15 protein-coding genes and 1 pseudogene are annotated in these 16,535 nt (G+C 72.0%); 8 read left to right on the top strand and 8 right to left on the bottom strand.

Translation table 11 applies throughout. The features are described 5' to 3' along the window. Positions 1-130: 130 nt before the first annotated feature. The gene (locus ADK64_RS06130; protein ID WP_053655806.1) at positions 131-688 is read right to left on the bottom strand and encodes a PDZ domain-containing protein; all 558 of its coding nucleotides are present in this window, start codon (positions 686-688) and stop codon (positions 131-133) included. A 110-nt stretch (positions 689-798) separates the two neighbouring features. After that, the gene (locus ADK64_RS06125; RefSeq protein ID WP_053655804.1) at positions 799-1,671 is read right to left on the bottom strand and encodes a LysR family transcriptional regulator; all 873 of its coding nucleotides are present in this window, start codon (positions 1,669-1,671) and stop codon (positions 799-801) included. Between the two features lie 93 nt (positions 1,672-1,764). Here ADK64_RS06125 and ADK64_RS06120 point away from each other — a divergent pair, with 93 nt between their 5' ends. Both ADK64_RS06120 and ADK64_RS06115 read left to right on the top strand, forming a co-directional pair. Then, positions 1,765-2,484: a glutamine amidotransferase-related protein gene (locus tag ADK64_RS06120; RefSeq protein ID WP_053655802.1), complete on the top strand. Its 720-nt coding sequence runs from the start codon at positions 1,765-1,767 to the stop codon at positions 2,482-2,484. A 58-nt stretch (positions 2,485-2,542) separates the two neighbouring features. Next, positions 2,543-4,060, top strand: a complete 1,518-nt coding sequence (locus ADK64_RS06115) for a hypothetical protein (protein WP_053655799.1) — start codon at positions 2,543-2,545, stop codon at positions 4,058-4,060. On the opposite strand, the gene cyc2 is transcribed toward ADK64_RS06115, so the two are convergent. Beyond that, positions 4,053-6,236 (bottom strand): germacradienol/geosmin synthase Cyc2, encoded by a 2,184-nt coding sequence (gene cyc2, locus ADK64_RS06110; RefSeq protein ID WP_053655797.1) that lies wholly within the window; start codon positions 6,234-6,236, stop codon positions 4,053-4,055. The two genes, ADK64_RS06115 and cyc2, sit on opposite strands and share 8 nt — an antisense overlap. Positions 6,237-6,505: 269 nt before the next feature. Between cyc2 and ADK64_RS06105 the strand changes: the two genes are divergently transcribed. Beyond that, positions 6,506-7,288 carry an alpha/beta fold hydrolase gene (locus tag ADK64_RS06105; protein WP_053655794.1) on the top strand — a complete coding sequence of 261 codons (783 nt, stop codon included), beginning with the start codon at positions 6,506-6,508 and terminating at the stop codon, positions 7,286-7,288. Then, positions 7,285-8,550 (top strand): cytochrome P450, encoded by a 1,266-nt coding sequence (locus tag ADK64_RS06100; protein WP_053655792.1) that lies wholly within the window; start codon positions 7,285-7,287, stop codon positions 8,548-8,550. The genes ADK64_RS06105 and ADK64_RS06100 overlap by 4 nt, the downstream gene beginning before the upstream one ends. On the opposite strand, the gene ADK64_RS06095 is transcribed toward ADK64_RS06100, so the two are convergent. The 3 genes from ADK64_RS06095 to ADK64_RS06085 form a co-directional block, all read right to left on the bottom strand. After that, complete coding sequence (locus ADK64_RS06095) at positions 8,540-9,718, bottom strand: damage-control phosphatase ARMT1 family protein (protein ID WP_053655790.1); 1,179 nt, start codon at positions 9,716-9,718, stop codon at positions 8,540-8,542. The genes ADK64_RS06100 and ADK64_RS06095 overlap by 11 nt on opposite strands. Before the next feature lie 31 nt (positions 9,719-9,749). Next, positions 9,750-10,397, bottom strand: a complete 648-nt coding sequence (locus ADK64_RS06090; RefSeq protein ID WP_053655788.1) for a ScbR family autoregulator-binding transcription factor — start codon at positions 10,395-10,397, stop codon at positions 9,750-9,752. 469 nt (positions 10,398-10,866) lie between these two features. Beyond that, positions 10,867-11,517, bottom strand: coding sequence for a hypothetical protein (locus ADK64_RS06085; protein WP_053655786.1), 651 nt, complete (start codon positions 11,515-11,517; stop codon positions 10,867-10,869). A gap of 800 nt (positions 11,518-12,317) precedes the next feature. On the opposite strand from ADK64_RS06085, the gene ADK64_RS06080 reads away from it, so the two are divergent. Beyond that, positions 12,318-13,016, top strand: a complete 699-nt coding sequence (locus ADK64_RS06080) for a DUF6230 family protein (protein ID WP_053655784.1) — start codon at positions 12,318-12,320, stop codon at positions 13,014-13,016. 5 nt (positions 13,017-13,021) lie between these two features. Next, positions 13,022-13,492 carry a DUF6114 domain-containing protein gene (locus ADK64_RS06075; protein ID WP_234384470.1) on the top strand — a complete coding sequence of 157 codons (471 nt, stop codon included), beginning with the start codon at positions 13,022-13,024 and terminating at the stop codon, positions 13,490-13,492. A gap of 306 nt (positions 13,493-13,798) precedes the next feature. On the opposite strand, the gene ADK64_RS06070 is transcribed toward ADK64_RS06075, so the two are convergent. Then, complete coding sequence (locus ADK64_RS06070; protein ID WP_053655769.1) at positions 13,799-14,167, bottom strand: ArsR/SmtB family transcription factor; 369 nt, start codon at positions 14,165-14,167, stop codon at positions 13,799-13,801. A 169-nt stretch (positions 14,168-14,336) separates the two neighbouring features. On the opposite strand from ADK64_RS06070, the gene ADK64_RS06065 reads away from it, so the two are divergent. Together ADK64_RS06065 and ADK64_RS48350 are read left to right on the top strand one after the other, a co-directional pair. Further along, complete coding sequence (locus ADK64_RS06065) at positions 14,337-14,792, top strand: tellurite resistance TerB family protein (RefSeq protein WP_053655765.1); 456 nt, start codon at positions 14,337-14,339, stop codon at positions 14,790-14,792. 37 nt (positions 14,793-14,829) lie between these two features. After that, positions 14,830-14,934: pseudogene (locus tag ADK64_RS48350) on the top strand (AsnC family transcriptional regulator); the annotation flags it as partial. Between the two features lie 419 nt (positions 14,935-15,353). Here ADK64_RS48350 and ADK64_RS06060 read toward each other — a convergent pair. Continuing rightward, on the bottom strand, positions 15,354-16,319 hold the full coding sequence (locus ADK64_RS06060) for an ABC transporter substrate-binding protein (RefSeq protein ID WP_053655760.1): 966 nt from the start codon (positions 16,317-16,319) through the stop codon (positions 15,354-15,356). Between the last annotated feature and the right edge of the window lie 216 nt (positions 16,320-16,535).

The raw sequence follows: 16,535 nt of genomic DNA, 5'->3' as shown, positions 1-16,535 counted from the left end.
CTGCGGGGCGCGGTCGCGGGAGAGTCCCGGGAGAAAGGGCTCGGCATGGGGCCATCATGGCGCGCGGGCCGTGCGGCGACCAGTGGGTTTCCCCAGGTGGCCGAAGGGTGCGGGCTCGCCCCGGTCCCGCTCAGGTCACCACCCCCGGTACGACGGTCAACTGCTGGTAGCCCCCGCTGCGGTGACGCACGGTGAGGAGCACCTGCTTGCCCGGGCGGGCGCGGGCGACGGCCCGGGCGAGGTCGGTGGCGCTGTCCACGCGCGCGGGGCCGAACTGGAGCAGGACGTCCCCGCGGACCAGTCCGGCCGCGTAGCCGGGTCCGGGCACGTGCACGCCGACGACGAGCGCGCCCACCTTCTCGGCGTCCACGGCCTCCACACCGAGCGTCGCCACGGGCGGGGCCGGAGCGGGGCTCGGTGCGCCGGCGGGCTTGGCCGAGGGGGAGGACGGCGGGACCTGGTGGCGCAGTTCGGCGAGCTTGCTCATGCCTATCACCGTGGCGCCCACGGTGCCGATACCGACGCCGGACAGCACCAGCAGGGTGCCGGCGCACAGGCCGAACAGCAGGGTCCGCAGCCGCCGTCCGCGCCCGCGCGCGGCGTGCGGGCGGCGGGCGGGGCCGCTGTCGGCGCCCTTCCGCGGGTCCTGTCCGGGCATCGGTTTGGGACGCAACGCAGTCTGTTCCATGGTTCGCTCGCCTCCGGCTGGTGGTCTACCCGTGGCGCGGGGCGGCGACGAGACACGAACGAGTGAGACTGGCCTGAGGGCGACGCGGGGTAGTCGGTCACGGCAGCCGGTCATCTCGGTTCCGGTCCCACCAGCTTCCGTACCAGCTCCGCCGCCGCTCCCCCGGGGCGCGCGCCGTGGAGGAGTTCCGTGCGGTGGACGATCCGGGGCGCGGTGAGCGGGACGGCGACCGTGCCGGGTACGCCGGTGGCGGCCGAGCGGGGCAGCAGGGCGAGGCCGTGTCCGGCGGCCGCGAGGGCGGTGAGGGTGCGCAGGTCGGTGCCTTCGAAGCGCAGGGCGGGGCGGAAGGCTCCGCCGCCGTTCGCGGCGCGGAGCCCGGCCAGCGGGAGCGCCGCGTCGGGCGCGTCCAGCCAGCGCGCGTCGGCGAGGTCGCCGAGGCGCAGACCGGCCCGGGCAGCGAGGGGGTGTCCGGCGGGCAGCAGCACGCTGACGGGTTCCTCGGCGACGCCGTGCGTGGTCAGCGGGGCCACGTCGGGCAGCCTCAGCGGGTCGCTCGGCGCGGCCGTTCCGTCGACGAGGCCGAGGTCGGCCGCGCCGGTGGCGACGGCGGCCAGAACCTCGTCGCGAGTGAGGACGCGCAGGGTGACCCCGGCGGGCGGAAACGCGGCGAGGACGCCCGGGCCGAGCGCGGTCGGGCTGGTGGCGAGGGTCAGGCCGGGCTGGGGCGCGACGGCGATGCGGACGACGTCGGCGCGGGCCGCGTCGAGGCGCAGCAGCAGCGGGCCCGCGTGTTCCAGGAGCCGTTCGCCGGCCGTGGTGGGGGCGACGGGTCGCCGGGTCAGCAGGGGCGCGCCCAGGTCCTGTTCGAGCGCGGCGATGTGCTGGGAGACGGCTGACTGGGTGTAGCCCAGCTCACGGGCGGCCTCCGAAAAGGAGGCGAGGCGCGCCACGGTGACGAACGTGCGCAGCAGATGCGGGTCCATGCGCCCAGCATCCCATCTGCATCAGCATCACTTATCGAAGGTGCAGGAATCATCGTTGGACGTGAACGCATGGGCGCACGAAAAATGAGACGCATGAACAACACCGCAACCATCGCCCTCGTCGGCGACCGCTCCCCCAACGTCGTCTCCCACACGCGCGTGCCGCTGCTGCTGGACGCCCTGGCCGAACGCGACCGGTTGGTCCTGGACGCGTACTGGATCCCCTCGCAGGACGCCGAGGCCGAGGGCGCGGTCCGGGGGTTCGACGCCGTGTGGGTGCTGCCCGGCAGCCCGTACCGCAGCGAGGCGGGCGTGCTCGCGGCCGTACGCACCGCGCGCGAGGAGGGCATTCCGTTCCTGGGCACGTGCGGCGGCTTCCAGCACGCGCTGCTGGAGTACGCCCGGAACGTGTGCGGGCTGACCGGGGTGGCGCACGCCGAGAACGACCCGGACGCCACGGACCCGCTCATCGAGCCGCTGGCCTGCTCGCTGGTGGGGCACGAGGCCGCGGTGACGATCGAGCCGGGCTCGCTGGCGGAGTCCGTGATCGGCGCACAGCGCACGGTCGAGCGGTACTTCTGCAAGTACGGCCCCTCCCGGCACCTCGACACGCTCCGCGCCCACGGCCTGCGCTTCTCCGGGCACGACGAGGACGGTCAGGTACGGGTCGCCGAGCTGCCCGGCCATCCCTTCTTCCTGGCGTCCCTGTTCCAGCCGGAGCTGTCCGGCGACGGCTCGCGTCCGCACCCGATGGTCCGGGCGCTGGCGCGGGCGGCCGTCGAGCACGCCTCGGCGGTGCGCCCCACGGTCTGAGGGCCGGCGGCCGGGCACGCGTGCCGCGTTGTCAGTGGCGGCTGTTACGTTCAGTGACATGACCGATCACGCCCTGCGGCTGCTCCGGCAGCACCCCCGCCTCGCCGAACTGGCCGGGTTCCCCTTCGACTTCGACCTCGACCGCGCCGTCCACGGCCATGTCGAACCGGTCCGCCTGGCCTCCGGCGGACCGCTGGAGGTGCTCGCGGGCGACGACACGGGGGGCACGTATTTCCGGTGCGCCGACGGCTCGGTGCTGTACGCCGACTCGGAGGGTTCGGCCGGGGTCATCGGCACGAGCGTGGACGAGGCGCTGGAGATCCTGATCGGTCTGCCCGGCTGGCGCGACTGCCTGGATCTGTCGCCGGCGGACGGCGAGGCGGCGATCCTCGCGCGCGTGGCCGAGGCCGAGGACGATATGCGCGAGTACTACAGCATCGACGCCGAGCGCGCAGAACTGAGGGCCGCGCTCGGTTTTCCGGAGCGCTCCCCGGTCGAGCTGGTCGGCCTGCTGCACGCGGCGCTGCTGCGCACCGAACCCGACCACGTGCTGCTGAACGCCGAGGAAGGGATGGCCTACGCCCTGCTCGACCTGCACTCCCGCCCTCCGCTGTGGGAGCCGGTGCTGGCGGCGGGCCGCGTCGGCCTCGAGCGGTTGCGCGCCGGGGACACGACGGTCGCGGACGATCCGCTGCGGCGCCGACTGGTGCTGCGCGCCGCGCAGTTCGACCGCGCGGACGGCGACCTGGACCTGCTGCGGCTGCTGCTGCGCCGGGAGGCCGAGTCGTCGATGTCCGACGAACTGCGGCTGGCGGCCGTCCTGGTGGGCTTGCGCGCAGACCCGGCGGACCTGCCGCTGCTGCACGAGGTCCGGGGCACGGACTACGACACCTGGTGCGGGCTGGGCGGTGTCCCGGACCCGGACGCCGACGGGGCGGAACTGCGCCGCTGGGCCGAGGGGCTCGACGATTCCCTGTTCGGCACGGACCCCTCCGACGAGCCGTCGCAGACGTGGACCGACCTGGCCGCGGCCCAGGGACTCACCGAGCTGGCCCGGGTCACCCTGATCCGCCGGCTGGACGCGTTCGACATGAACCAGAACCTGCTGCGGCACCCCGCCGACCCCACCGCGCTCGATCCCGCGCCGCTCGGCTCCCTGGCCTACGACTTCGAGCAACTGGGCGACACGGAGCAGGCACTGCGCGCCCGGCGGTTGTACGCCGCACTGCAGGAGAGCGCCTGGGACCGGGTGTCGGCCCTGCTGGACGTGGCCGGGCTGGAGCGTGCCTCGGACCGGCTCCGCCCGGCCGCGCGGACCCTCGCTGCGCTCCGCGACACCCTCACCACCTCCGACGACGCCTCCCTCGCCCACTGGCGGGGGGTGAACCTCGGCCGGTTCATCGCCGAGGAGCACCACGCCCTGGCCCACGCCCTGGCCGACGCGGACCTCCCGGAGGAGGCCCGCGCGGTCCTCGCGGGCGCCGAGGAGATACGCGCCGAGCTGTCGGAGGCCGCCGCGAAGGGGCTGGCGGCACGCGCCGCGGAGCTGGAGCGGCGGCTCGGGACGGTCAGCTGACGAGCTGGGCGAAGCCGGCCGACGCGGCGGCGAAGGGCGCCGGCCCTCGGTCGGGCAGGAAGCCGTGGGAGCGGCGGCCCAGCCACTCGGCCTTGTAGCGGTCGACCTCGCGATGCCAGTTCAGAATGCCGGCCAGCCAGTTCTGCAGGTCGAGGACGTAGGCGTCCATGGCGGCACGGGCCTCGGCAGACAGTCGGAAGTCGTCGTAGAGCACGGGCAGTTCGTGCGCGATGATGTGCTCGAACTGCTGCATCCGCTGGGTCGTCAGGTCGTGCACGACGCCGAGCGCGGTCGGGTAGTCCACGCCGAAGAAGTTCTGGACGACCAGGATGGCGTTGTGGATCTCGCCCTCGTACTCGATCTCCTTCTGGTACGAGAAGATGTCGTTGAGCAGGCAGGCGTAGTCGATCGCGGCGTTCTCCAGTGCGCTGACCGGCCCGCTGCGGTACACCTGCGGCGGGATCGCGGGGCCCTGTCCCATGCGGCACAGGCTCAGGGTGAGGTCGGAGCCGAAGGTGGCGCGCCGCATCTCCAGGTAGTCGACCGGGTCGGGGATGCGGTTCTGGAACTGGTTGGACAGCTCCCACACCCAGCTCTCGGTCATCGCGTCCACGGCGGACTTGAGGGTCTGCCGCTGGTCGGCGCTCATCCCGGCGGTCGTGCGCGCCCACAGGTCGATCAGTCCGCGCTCCATGGCGTCGGCGGGGACGACGGCCGGGTCGCCCTCGACGGGCATGCACGCGGACAGCCGGGCCGTGCTCAGCCGCGCGGCGGCGAGGTCGCGGCGGTGGCCGTAGACCAGCGGATAGTAGTCGTCACCGTAGGTCCCCCAGGCGAGCCACTGGGCGCTGAGGTCGAGGGCCTCGCAGGTGGCGTCCGGGTCCAGGCCCGCCGAGCAGAGCGCGAGGTCGTAGGCGGCGAGCTTGTCCTCGTCCCAGACGCCCTCCTCGAGGATGCCCATGCGGTGCGACCAGTCGACGAGGTTGCTGCGGGCGCTGTCCAGATGGGGGCTCAGGGTCAGCTCGTAGGGCATGTGGAACGCGGGCAGCAGCGACGGGCCGACCTTCTGGTACGGCACGTGCGTGTAGACGCGCAGGCGTTGCTGGGCGGCCGAGGCCAGCAGGGCGGCCACGTCGGCCGCGGAGGTGCCGGGACCGCGCGGCGACTGCCAGGGCGGCCCGGTCCGCGCGCCCTTGTTCATGTAGCGGCTGGAACGCATGTGCCATTCGTGTCCGCCGGACTGCCAGTCCTGAAGTCCCTTGGTGTAGGCGGCGACCGCGGCGACCTGGTCCGGGGTGAGACCTTTCTCCAGGGCCACGGCGGGAACCTCGGTGAGCGCGGTGTGCTCGAACTGGTGCAGGCGTGAGGTGAGGATGTCGTTGACGGTGTCGGCCGCCTCCTGGGTGGTGCAGTCGAAGAACTTCTCCAGGACGAGCACGCCGTTGCTGTTCTCGCCCTCGTCCTGGACCTCGCGCTGGTAGGAGAACAGGTCGTTGCGCAGGTGGACGGCGTCGGAGAAGGTCTCCATGAGGACGCGCAGCGGCCGGGTCCCGGCGACGGCCGCGGGCACCTCGGCGCTCGCGTACTCCACGAGCCCTGCCGACCAGGGTGCGCCGCCCACCTTGCGGCGCATCTCGATGTATTCGACGGGGTTGGCGATCCGCCCCTCGTCGATGTTCGACAGTTCCCACATCGACTCGTTGAGCAGGTGCTCGGTGGCGAGGGCGAAGCGGCGGCGCCAGTCCACGGACATCGACGGGACCGTGCGCGCCCAGAGGTCCTTCAGCCCCGCCTCGACCGGGTTCTGCGGCTCGGGCACCTCGGCATGGAGGTCGAGCGGCATGAACAGTGGCAGACGGTCCAGGTGGGCCTTGCCGGCGGCGCGGTCCGGGGTGCGCTTGTACATGTCCAGGAAGTGGTCGTCGAAGAAGAAGACCCACACGTACCAGTCGGTGATCAGCGAGAGCGCGGGACCGTCGCAGTCGGGGTGGGTGTAGGAGCACAGGAGCCCGTAGTCGTGCGCCTCCAGGTCGGCCTGCTCCCAGATCCCGGAACCTTCCAGCATTCCCATCTCGCGGGCCCACTCGGTGGAGTGGGCCCGCGCCTCGTCGAGGTGCGGATTGAGCCGCGCGGGATACGGCATGTAGAAGTGCGGGAGTTCGAACGGCTGCGTCATGGCCGGGGCCCTACCCGGGGCCGCCAACACCCATCCCCGCCACGGGACATGATCACACCATCGCGTGAACCGCCTCCGAAACCCTGACCTTCCGGCGCCCGGCGTGGGTGTTCAGGGCCGCTGCGGCAGCAGTCCGGCAACTCCGATGCGCATACAGCCGCCTCTCCTCGGTCCGGATCGCCCAACCCGGCACGACAGTACCGCCGGTACCCCCGTATGCCCCGGTCCGTGCCCTTGCGGTGCCCCCACGTGCGGGTCACGGTAGGCGCATGACCTCCTTCGTGCTGCCCCATGAGGTGCACGGCGACGGCACCCACAAGGTGTTCGCCGTGCACGGCTGGTTCGCCGACCGGTCCGCCTACGAGCCCGTCCTGCCGGATCTCGACCGGGCAGCCTTCAGCTACGCGCTGGTGGATCTGCGCGGCTACGGCGAGGCCAGGGACGCGGCGGGCCCGTACACGACGGCCGGGGCGGCCGGGGACCTGCTGGCGCTGGCCGACCGGCTCGGCTGGGAGCGGTTCTCGGTGCTCGGACACTCCATGGGCGCAGCGGTGGTCCAGCGGCTGGCGGCCCGCGCTCCGCACCGGCTGCGCCGGATCGCCGGCGTCTCCCCGGTGCCCGCCTCGGGGCTGCCGCTCGCCGGTGAGCAGGCCGCGCTGTTCACGGACGCGGCGCACCGGCCGGAGAACCGGCGCGCGATCATCGACGTCACCACCGGGAGCCGCCGCCCGGCCGCCTGGCTGGACCGGATGGTCGCGCGCTCGCTGGAGCGCAGTGACGCGAAGGCGTTCCGGGCCTGGCTGGACTCCTGGGCGGGCGAGGACTTCCACGCCGACGTCCACGGCTGCACGGTGCCCGCCCTCGCGGTGGCCGGCGAACTCGACCCGGCGCTGTCGCCGGCGGTCGTGCGGCAGACGTGGATGTCCTGGTTTCCGCGCGCCGAACTCGTGACGCTGCCGGGCGCCGGACACTACGCCATGGACGAGACGCCGCTGGAACTCATCCGCACGGTCGAGGACTTCCTGCGCGCGGACACCGAGGAGCCGGCGTGAACGTCCGTGATGCTCCGCCGGTGCCCGATGTGTTCGACCCCCGCCGGTACGCCGTAGGGGTGCCGCACGGCGACTACCGCGTGCTGCGCGACCATCACCCGGTCGCCTGGCAGGAGGAGCCGGAGGTGCTGGGCTGGCCGGGCGGGCCCGGATTCTGGGCGGTGACCCGGCACGCGGACGTCGTACGGGTACTGAAGGACGGGACGACGTACTCCTCGTACCTCGGCGCGACCCAGATCCGGGACCCCGATCCGGCGGATCTGCCGTTCATCCGGCGGATGATGCTCAATCAGGACCCGCCGTGGCACGGACGGCTGCGGCGGCTGGTGAGCCGGGCGTTCACACCGGGCCGGGTCGACCGGTTCGCGGCCGTCGCCCGGGAACGGGCGGGCACGCTGCTCGCCGGGGCAGTGGACGCGGCACGCGCGGGGGACGGCACGGTCGATCCGGTGGCGGCCGTCACCGACGAGTACGCCCTGCTCAATCTGGCGGATCTGCTGGGTGTCCCGGAGAGCGACCGGGGCCTGCTGCTGCACTGGACGCAGCGGGTCATCGGCTACCAGGACCCGGACGAGGCCGGTTCCGCGGTGCTGGACGAGGCGGGCAAGCCGGTCGATCCGCGCTCCCCGGCCATGCTGCGGGACATGTTCGACTACGCGCGGCAGCTCGCGGCACACAAACGGCGCCGCCCGGCGGACGACGTCATGACCACGCTCGCCCACGAGGACGAACTCGCCCCCGCCGAACTGGAGATGTTCTTCTTCCTGCTCACGATCGCGGGCAACGACACGGTGCGCAGCGCGGCCCCGGGCGGCCTGCTGGCACTGGCCGAACACCCCGGGGCCTACGAGTCACTGCGCACGTGCAAGTCTGAACTCACCCTGGCCGTCGATGAGTTGCTGCGCTGGCACCCTCCCGTGCTCACGTTCCGCCGGACCGCCGCCCGGGACACCGAGCTGGCCGGCCGGCGAATCCGGGCCGGGGACAAGGTCGTCGTCTTCCACGCCTCGGCCAACCGGGACGAGCGCGTCTTCGCCGACCCCGGCCGGCTCGACCTCACCCGCTCCCCCAACCCGCACGTGTCCTTCGGGGACGGCCCGCACGTCTGCCTGGGCGCCCACTTCGCGCGTTTGCAACTACGACTGTTCTACGAGGAGGTGCTGCGCGTCCTGCCCGAGGCACGGCTCGCCGCACCGCCGGTGCGGCTCGTGTCGAACTTCATCAACGGGATCAAGTCACTTCCGCTGCGCGTCACCGGCTGACCTGGATCAGCGCGTGCGTGCCGCTGGTACGCCAGCGCTGGTCCTCCGCCGCGACGAGCGCGGCTTCGGTCGCCGTGGACAGGCCGGTGACGACGTCGGACTTCAGGGTGCGCAGGGCGGCGACCGGACCGGGAAAGTAGCCGGTCGCCTTCGCGAAGGGTGTGGTCGGTGGCCACAGCCGGTCGCCCACCAGGCGGCGGTAGTTGAGGTCGCCCTTGAAGACGGTCAGCGTGCCGGCGGCGAACTCGGCGCGCAGGTCGGCCGGCATGTCCGCGTAGGGCAGCGGCGCGCACGAGAAGGGGTGGGCGCGCACGGCGAGGCGGCCGTCGGCCAGGGCCGACCAGAGCACGCGCGCGTACTCGGCGGCGGCGCCGGTCGCGGCGCGCAGCCGGTGCAGCGCGTCGACGACGTCGGCGGTCGTGGCGTCGGAGACGTAGTACGGGTACGGCTTGACGTGCAGCACCGCCCGCGCGGCCCGGCCCTCGGTGAGCAGGTGGGCGATCAGCAGCAGATCCGGGACGAGTTCGCGGCCCGCGTTGTCCGCGACCAGGACGAGCGTGCCGTCTCCCGTGGGCGGCAGCAGCGACCACAGGGCGTCGCTGTCGTCGGCGACGAGCGCGGGGGCCGGGTCCCGGGTCTCGGCGCCCTCGGCGGAGAGCCGGAAGCCGAGGTCGGCGCGGTTGCCCCAGAGCGAACCGTGCAGCAGGGCGTGTGCCCGTCGGGGCTCCGGCAGGTCGGGCAGGGCGTCCAGCGCGGCGAGTTCCGCGTCGGTCTCCGGCGCGTCGAGTTCGGCGCGCTTGAACGGGCGGAAGGGGTCGATGCCCTGCCAGGCGCCGGGTCCGAACCAGCCGACGGCGTCGAGCAGCCTGCGGTAGAACCAGCTCTCGGACCACAGCCAGGGCACGTCGTACCAGGACCGCCCGGCGTATCCGGTCAGGCCCCACTCGTGCCACAGGCCCCGGTCCGGGGCGTCGGCAGGAAGCGGCTCGACCGTCCCCTCGGTGCAGCTTTCCAGCAGCTCGTCCAGCGCCCGGTGCTGCCCGGGGCCGTACGGGAAGGCGTCCCGTACCTGCCGGATGATCGCGGGGTGCCGTTCGGCCAGCACGCTGTGCGGGAAGGAGCCGGGTTCGTTGCCGAGGATCACGGGTGCGAACGGGGTGTGGGGCATGTCCGTCACGGTATCGCGCGGGCCGGGCGGGTCAGGCGGTTCTGATCTCCCGCTCCAACTGCGTGGCGAGGGTGACGTAGCGGGGGCGGCGGTGCACCGGGACCAGGCCCCGGATCATGAGGTGCCACATCTCGGCGACCCGGCGTGGGAGCCGGCCCACCGGTTCGAGCCGGCGGCCGGCGACCCGGGTGCCGACGAAGAAGGAGACGAGCGAGTGCGCGACGGCGCCGACATCGAGTTCGCTGTGCACATCGGCTTCTCTGACGGCCCCGGAGAACTTCCGGGCGGCGAAGTCCAGCCATTCGTTGAACGGGTGCCGCAGCGGCGGCCGTACGGCGATGTCGGCGGTGGCGAGACGGAGCGCGGCGCGCGGCACCGGGTCCTCCACGGCGAGCCGGGCGATCCCGAACGTGGTGCGCATCAGGGCCTCCAGCGAGGAGTAGCCCCGGCTCTCGACTTCGGCCACGAGCTGTCGGGCGCTCTGGGCGTTGAGTTCGAGGATGGCCTGGGCGAGATCCACCTTGGCGGCGAAGTGGAAGTACAACGCCCCCTTGGTGACCTTCGCGTGTGCGACGATGTCGCTCAGGCTGGTGGACTCGTACCCTTGTCGGTCGAACAGCTCGGCGGCGGCGGTGATGATCGTTGCCCGGGTCTGCTCGGCGCGTAACTGCCTCGCCATCGTGGGACCTCATTCTCGCGACTTCAACGAACGGGACATGCGGTTTGTTTCTCACACCCCGCACACGATAACTCACCGAGTGACATCGGGAGTGTGGCGTGCGGGCCGACGGCACGACACATGTCACCTGCGGTTCCGGCGACGAACAGCCCTTCAGCGGCCCACGATCGGGCGAGATCAGAGGCGTTCCTCCTTTCCGTGCCCGACCGTTCCCGGCAGCCGTGGGACGACGCGTGCCGCACCCATGATCGCCACGATACGAGGCCGACGGCCGGCTCCTCAACGGGGGCTCGCGGGAGGCGTGAAACAGCCGAACCGGTCGGTCCCCTTGCGCCCCCGCGCGCCAGCCTGCGCGACGGCCCGGCCAGCGGTACGGCGGCCACCTCCCGCCGACCGGTGAGGGCACGCCGAATGGCCCGGGCCGATGGTGGCGGCTCGGGCCACTGCGTGAACGTGACGCTGTCTGGGCCTAGTTGACGTAGACCCGGGCGCCGCCGTCCGTCACGGGCGCGTACTTGGCCGTGAAGTAGCCGCTGGCGAAGCACAGCGACGAGCCGGACGACTTGGTGAAGTGCTGGTTGGTGAAGGAGATGCTGCTGTCGGCGTTGTCGGTCTTCCCGGCCAGACTCGGCGCCTGGTAGACGCAGGTGATGCTGCCCAGCAGGGTCTTCAGCTTGACCGTGGTCTGGATGGTGGAGCCGCTGGCCGGGGAGACGGTGAGGCTGCCGTCGGAGGCGACCGCCGCCGTGTAGGGCAGGTTGTCGACGGTGATGCTGCTGACGCCGGTGACACCGGTGACGTTGCTGGTGCAGGAGCCGGCGTCGAAGGTGTGGCCGGAGACGGACTCCGTGGCCGTGCCGGGCGCGGACGGGTTGGCGGTGACGCTCGCGGTGAACTGGGAGGACGTGCACGAGACACCGCTGGTGCCGGTCGCGCTGGAGTAGAGCGTGGCGGTCGTACCGGAGGCGAGGGGTGCGGTGAGGGTGTCGCCGACGGCGGCGGCGGTACCGCCCGCGCTGCCCGTGGTGAGGACGGCGCTGTCGGCGGAGGCGGGGGTCGCCACCGCGAGGGCGAGCGCGGTGGCGGTGCCGGCGAGGGCGAGGACGGATCGCGTACGCATGCGGGTGCCTCTTTCCTGAGTGGGGGTCGGGCGAGGTGAGGAGTGGCACGTGTGGTGCGACGTGGCGTGCCTGCGTGGTGCGTCACGCGGGTGGCGCGGGGCGCCGGTGGCGGCGGCGCGGAGGGTGCGGGACGCGTTGCCCGCGACGCGAAGAGCACAGGGTGCGGGTGATCGCGACGCGGCGGGCGCGCGGCACGGTGAGCGCGACACCGCACACGTGGTGCGTGTTCACGCTCACCGCGACGCGGGTCGGTGCATGGTGCCGCCGGCGCGGTCCGTCGCGCCTTCTCCCTGCGCGACGGACCGGTGACGGCGGCGGGCCGGGCACCGGCCGAAGACCTCGGGGGAAGGCCTCCGGCCGGACCGGACAGGGGCGGCCGGACACACGGACCTGGGGGAAGGGACCGTGCTCCGCGCCAGGTGAGCGGTTGCCGTGAGCCGACGTGAACGGTTGCCGGGAAAGGGCCGGACCACGCGGCCTGTGCCGCTCGGCGGATCCGGCGCCACGGATCCGTGAAACAGGGGAAGTTGTAGACCTGATCAACCGTCAACGTCAAGGTGTGCAAGGGCAGTTGGGACCTGTGACCGAGGCTCGAACAGATTCGACACCCTTTTTTCACATCTCCCTTGACCCTTCAAAGTAACCGGCAGTAACTTCCTCGGAGGCTACTGCCGCGTAACGAGAAAGCCCTTGCTCGCCGGGAGCGCGAGGAGGCGTGCGCGTCGGTCGCTGTCCGCGCCAGGACACCGCGCCACCTGATGCCCGACCCGCAAATGGATCCATGCCCATGGGAGCAGACATGGCCTCGTCCCCGGACGTCCCGTCCGACGGCAACATCCCCGAGAACCCGGGAAACGGTTCACCGTCCGAAGCACCACAGACCCCCCAGGCCGCCTCCGCCGGTGAGAGACGAGGGCGGGTCCGCGCACGCCGGGCCGCGGTGATGGCGGTGCCCGCCACCCTCGTCGCCGCCGGCCTCGCCGTCCTCACCGCACAGGGCGCGCTGGGTGTGCAGTTCGCAATCTCCGGCATGCCGTTCACGGTCACCGCGACCAACCTCGACGGCACCGGGTTCGAGCAGTTCGGCGGGCTCGACAACATGGCGGACGGCAGTCCGAACGCCGGGGACACCGGCGGGCAGGAGCTGGTGGTGACGTCGGCTATCAAGAACGCCACGCTCACCAAGCTGTGCCAGAGCGTCGACCTCGGCGGCACCAACCTGCTGATCAGGGCGGGCGGCGGCAAGACGCCCGTGACCGCGAGCGACCTGACCACCGACTCGAGCGAGCTGTCGGGCAACGCGGCGTTCAACAACATCGAGATCGGCAACGACGCGAGCACGCTGACCAAGGCGGGCGTGAAGGGGCCGATCGGGGTCTTCAGCCAGCAGGCCGACACCGTGCACATCGGCGATCTGCGGCAGACCAACTACGCCACGACGGCCGGTGTGTTCAAGCTGCCCGGCCTCAAGCTCAGCTTCAGCAGCAAGGGTTGCTGATCGCCGTGCCGGACCGTCCGCGTCAGGGAGCGAGGGCGGGCTTCAGCGGCTGGCGGGCCCGTCGGCCGTTCTGGGGCGGGCTGCTGCTCGCCCTGGGCGGCGGCGAGATCCTGCTCACCGAGAAGGCCTCGCTGAAGGTCGTGATGCACATCGGCATGCAGGGCCTGGCCGGCTATCTGCTGCCGACGGTGATGGTGATTCTGGGCCTGTTGATCCTCTTCAACCCCTCCCAGCGGCTGTTCTACTCCGTCATCGGCGTTCTGCTCTCCCTGGGCACCTGGCTCACGTCCAACCTGGGCGGCTTCTTCGTCGGCCTCCTCCTCGGCGCCACGGGCAGCTGCCTCACCTTCGGCTGGCTGCCCGAACAGGAGCCGCGCGTCGGCCGCCGCAAGCGCCGGAAGCTGGCGCGGGCCGCCGCGACCGGCGCGACCGCGTCGACCGGCGCGATGACGGAGGGCGCGGAGGGGGCGGCCTGAGGGCGCAGCGGGCATGCCCCGAGGATTCGGCCGGGGTACGACCGAGGATGCGGGGCCGACCCGGCACGGCCGGCTCCCCCCCTCCCTCTCGTTCTCCCCGCCGTTCGGCGAGCCGCCGCACCGGGCTTCGCCGCACCCGCGCGCACGTCGCTCGCCGTCACACCTCCGTCGGCTCGTCGAGCGGTGCGCCGCGGGCGGCTCCCGGCGCGCCGCCCTCCTCCTTCAACGCCCTCGTCCCGCTCTTGAGGATGCGCATCGCCTCGCCCAGCGCCGGCGCGACGTCCGGCGGTTTCCGGGAGGGGACGGTCAGAGGCCGCGCAGGCGGCGGGACCGGGCCGGGGCGGCTGCCTCCCGTTCGGCGAGCCGGTCGACGAGGAGACGTACGACCTCCCCGACGGCGGCCTGTCCGGCGGCGTCGACGAAGTACACCTGACGGCGGCCCTCGCGGCGGGAGCGGACGAGCCCGGCGAGCTTGAGCTTGGTGAGGTGCTGGCTGACGGCGGGCAGTGCGCCGCCGACCCGTTCGGCGAGCCCCGTGACATCGCACTCGCGCTGGATCAGCGCCCACACGATGTGCAGCCGGGCGGGCGAGGCGAGCAGCCCGAAGACGGCGGCCGCCTCGGTGAACACCTCGGCGGAGGGGTCCTGGTGGCCGGTGCCGGGCGCTGAGACCACTGTCGCCTTCCTCTGCTTTCCGTCGCGTCGTCCTGTGTTCCGTCCGCGTACGAGGAGTCAGTCTAGGTGTGAAGGAACTTCCCGGCCGTCCCATGAGTTTCTACGGTGTTGTAGAAGTTGTCGCCGGTGTGCTGTGGGAGCATCCGGCCGTTTGACATGAGGAGTGCGCATGGCCCTGTGGGACCGCTTCAAGGAGTCGGCGTCGCAGATGCAGACCCAGTTGGTGGCGAAGAAGAACGACCTGAAGAGCGGCGCGTTCCGGGACGCGAGCATGGCGATGTGCGCGCTCGTGGCCGCCGCCGACGGGACCGTCGATCCGTCGGAGCGGCAGCGGGTGGCCCAGCTCATCGCGACGAACGAGGTGTTGCAGAACTTCCCGGCGGACGACCTGAGGCGCCGTTTCGAGGAGAACCTGACCAAGCTGACGACCGACTTCGCCTTCGGCAAGGTGAGCGTCCTTCAGGAGATCGCCAAGGCGAAGAAGAAGCCCGCCGAGGCGCGGGCCGTCATCCAGATCGGCATCGTGATCGGCGGCGCGGACGGTGACTTCGACAAGACAGAACAGGCCGTGGTGCGCGAGGCCTGCTTCACGCTGGACCTGCCGCCGCACGAGTTCGACCTCTGATCCGCGCCCTTCGCACCGCGCGGGTGAGGATGGGGGCATGCTCGACGCGGTCGACCGTGCCCTCATCCGCGCCGTGCACCTGGACGGCCGGGCGCCGTTCGGCAGGATCGCCGACGTGCTCGGCGTCTCGGCACAGACCGTGGCCCGCCGCTGGTTTCGCCGGCTGCGCACGGAGGCCGGGCTGCGCGTGGTGGGCCTGGCCGCCCCGGACCGGGCGGGCCGGGCGGGCCGGGCGCGGTGGCTGGTCCGGCTGACGGCGACGGTACGCTCGGCGCCGCGACCCGGCCGACCTGCACCGCTGTCTCACCCAGCGGCTCGGCTCGCTCCGGGAGACCGACGCACTGGAGACGAGCCCCGTGCCGCGCACCCTGAAGGCCGCGAGCCCCGCCCTGACGGATCTGCCCGGGGTACGTCGCGGCGGGCCGGTCCAGGGCACCGGGGTCGACGGCGGGTTCGGCGTCGGCGAGCCGGATCAGGGCGGGCAGGGACAGACCTGTGCCGCCGGGCACGACGCGGGTGCCCACGGTGTCCGGGGGCACCCGCGTCGTCTGCCCACGGGCGTCAGGAGAGGCCGGCGGACTTCAGCCAGGCCTTGGCGACGTCCAGCGGGTCCTTGTTCTGGGCCTGCACCTGGGTGTCCAGGTCCAGCAGGGTCGCGGTGTCGAGCTTGGCCGAGACCGCGTTCAGCGCGTCGACGCCCTTCTGGGGCAGGGCGCTCTTGTAGACGAGCGGCTGGACGTTCTCGAAACCGAAGAGGTTCTTCGGGTCCTGGAGGACGACGAACTTCTCCTTGGAGATGGTCGGGTCCGTGGTGAAGATGTCCCCGGCCTGCACGGCGTCCTTCTTCAGCGCCGCCTGGGTGAGCGGGCCGCCGGCGTCCAGTGCCCGGAAGGACTTGAAGTCCAGGCCGTAGACGGACTTCAGGCCCACCAGGCCCTGCTGCCGGGTCTGGAACTCCGGCGAGGCGCCGAGGACCAGCTCCTTGTCGATGTCCTTCAGGTCGGCGATGGTGGACTTCTCGGTCAGGTGGTACTTGTTCGCGGTGGCCGCGTTGACGGTGACCGAGTCCTTGGACTGTGCCGCCGCGGCCTTGAGCAGCGTCAGCTTGGAGTCCAGCTTCGCCTCGATGGCCGTCGTGGTGGCGTCGGCCGTCGTCGGCTTCGCCTTCGGGTCGAGGTAGGCGAGCAGCGCGCCGTTGTACTCGGGCAGGACCGAGATGGAGCCGTTCTTGAGCAGCCCGTAGGTGGTCTCGCGGCTGCCGATGTTCGGCTTGTAGGTGACCTTGATGCCCCTGGACTTGAGCGCCTCGCCGTAGATGTCGGCGATCAGGGTGCTCTCGGGGAAGTTGTTGGAGCCGACGACGACGGTGTCGCCGCTCGCCTTGTTGTCGTCCGTCAGGGGGTTCCCGCCCGACTTGCCGCTGTCGGAGGAACAGCCCGCCAGCAGAGCCGTCGCCGCCGCGAGGGCGACGACCGCCGCGCCTCGGTTCCTCCGGATGGACCTGCTGATGCGGTGTGTTGAAGTCACCCACTGATCCAATCCAGCCGGTTCTGGGTCAGTCAAGGGCAATAGATCACTGATTGGCCTCGATCTGCGGTCAGTTGTGCACGGAGAGCGCTGTCTTTGTCATGGATTCGTGATGCGGACCGCGCTGATTGATCCTTCAAGAGGACGGTAGTCTCGGCGCCATTGGAATTCGGCCACGGCGGTGCACGGGGCCCGCTTCGGTGTCGGCAGCACACC

This window comes from Streptomyces sp. MMG1121 (assembly GCF_001280015.1).
GTDB lineage: Bacteria > Actinomycetota > Actinomycetes > Streptomycetales > Streptomycetaceae > Streptomyces.
Note: the sequence above shows the minus strand (reverse complement) of the source record. Positions and strands in the feature narration are given on the sequence as shown.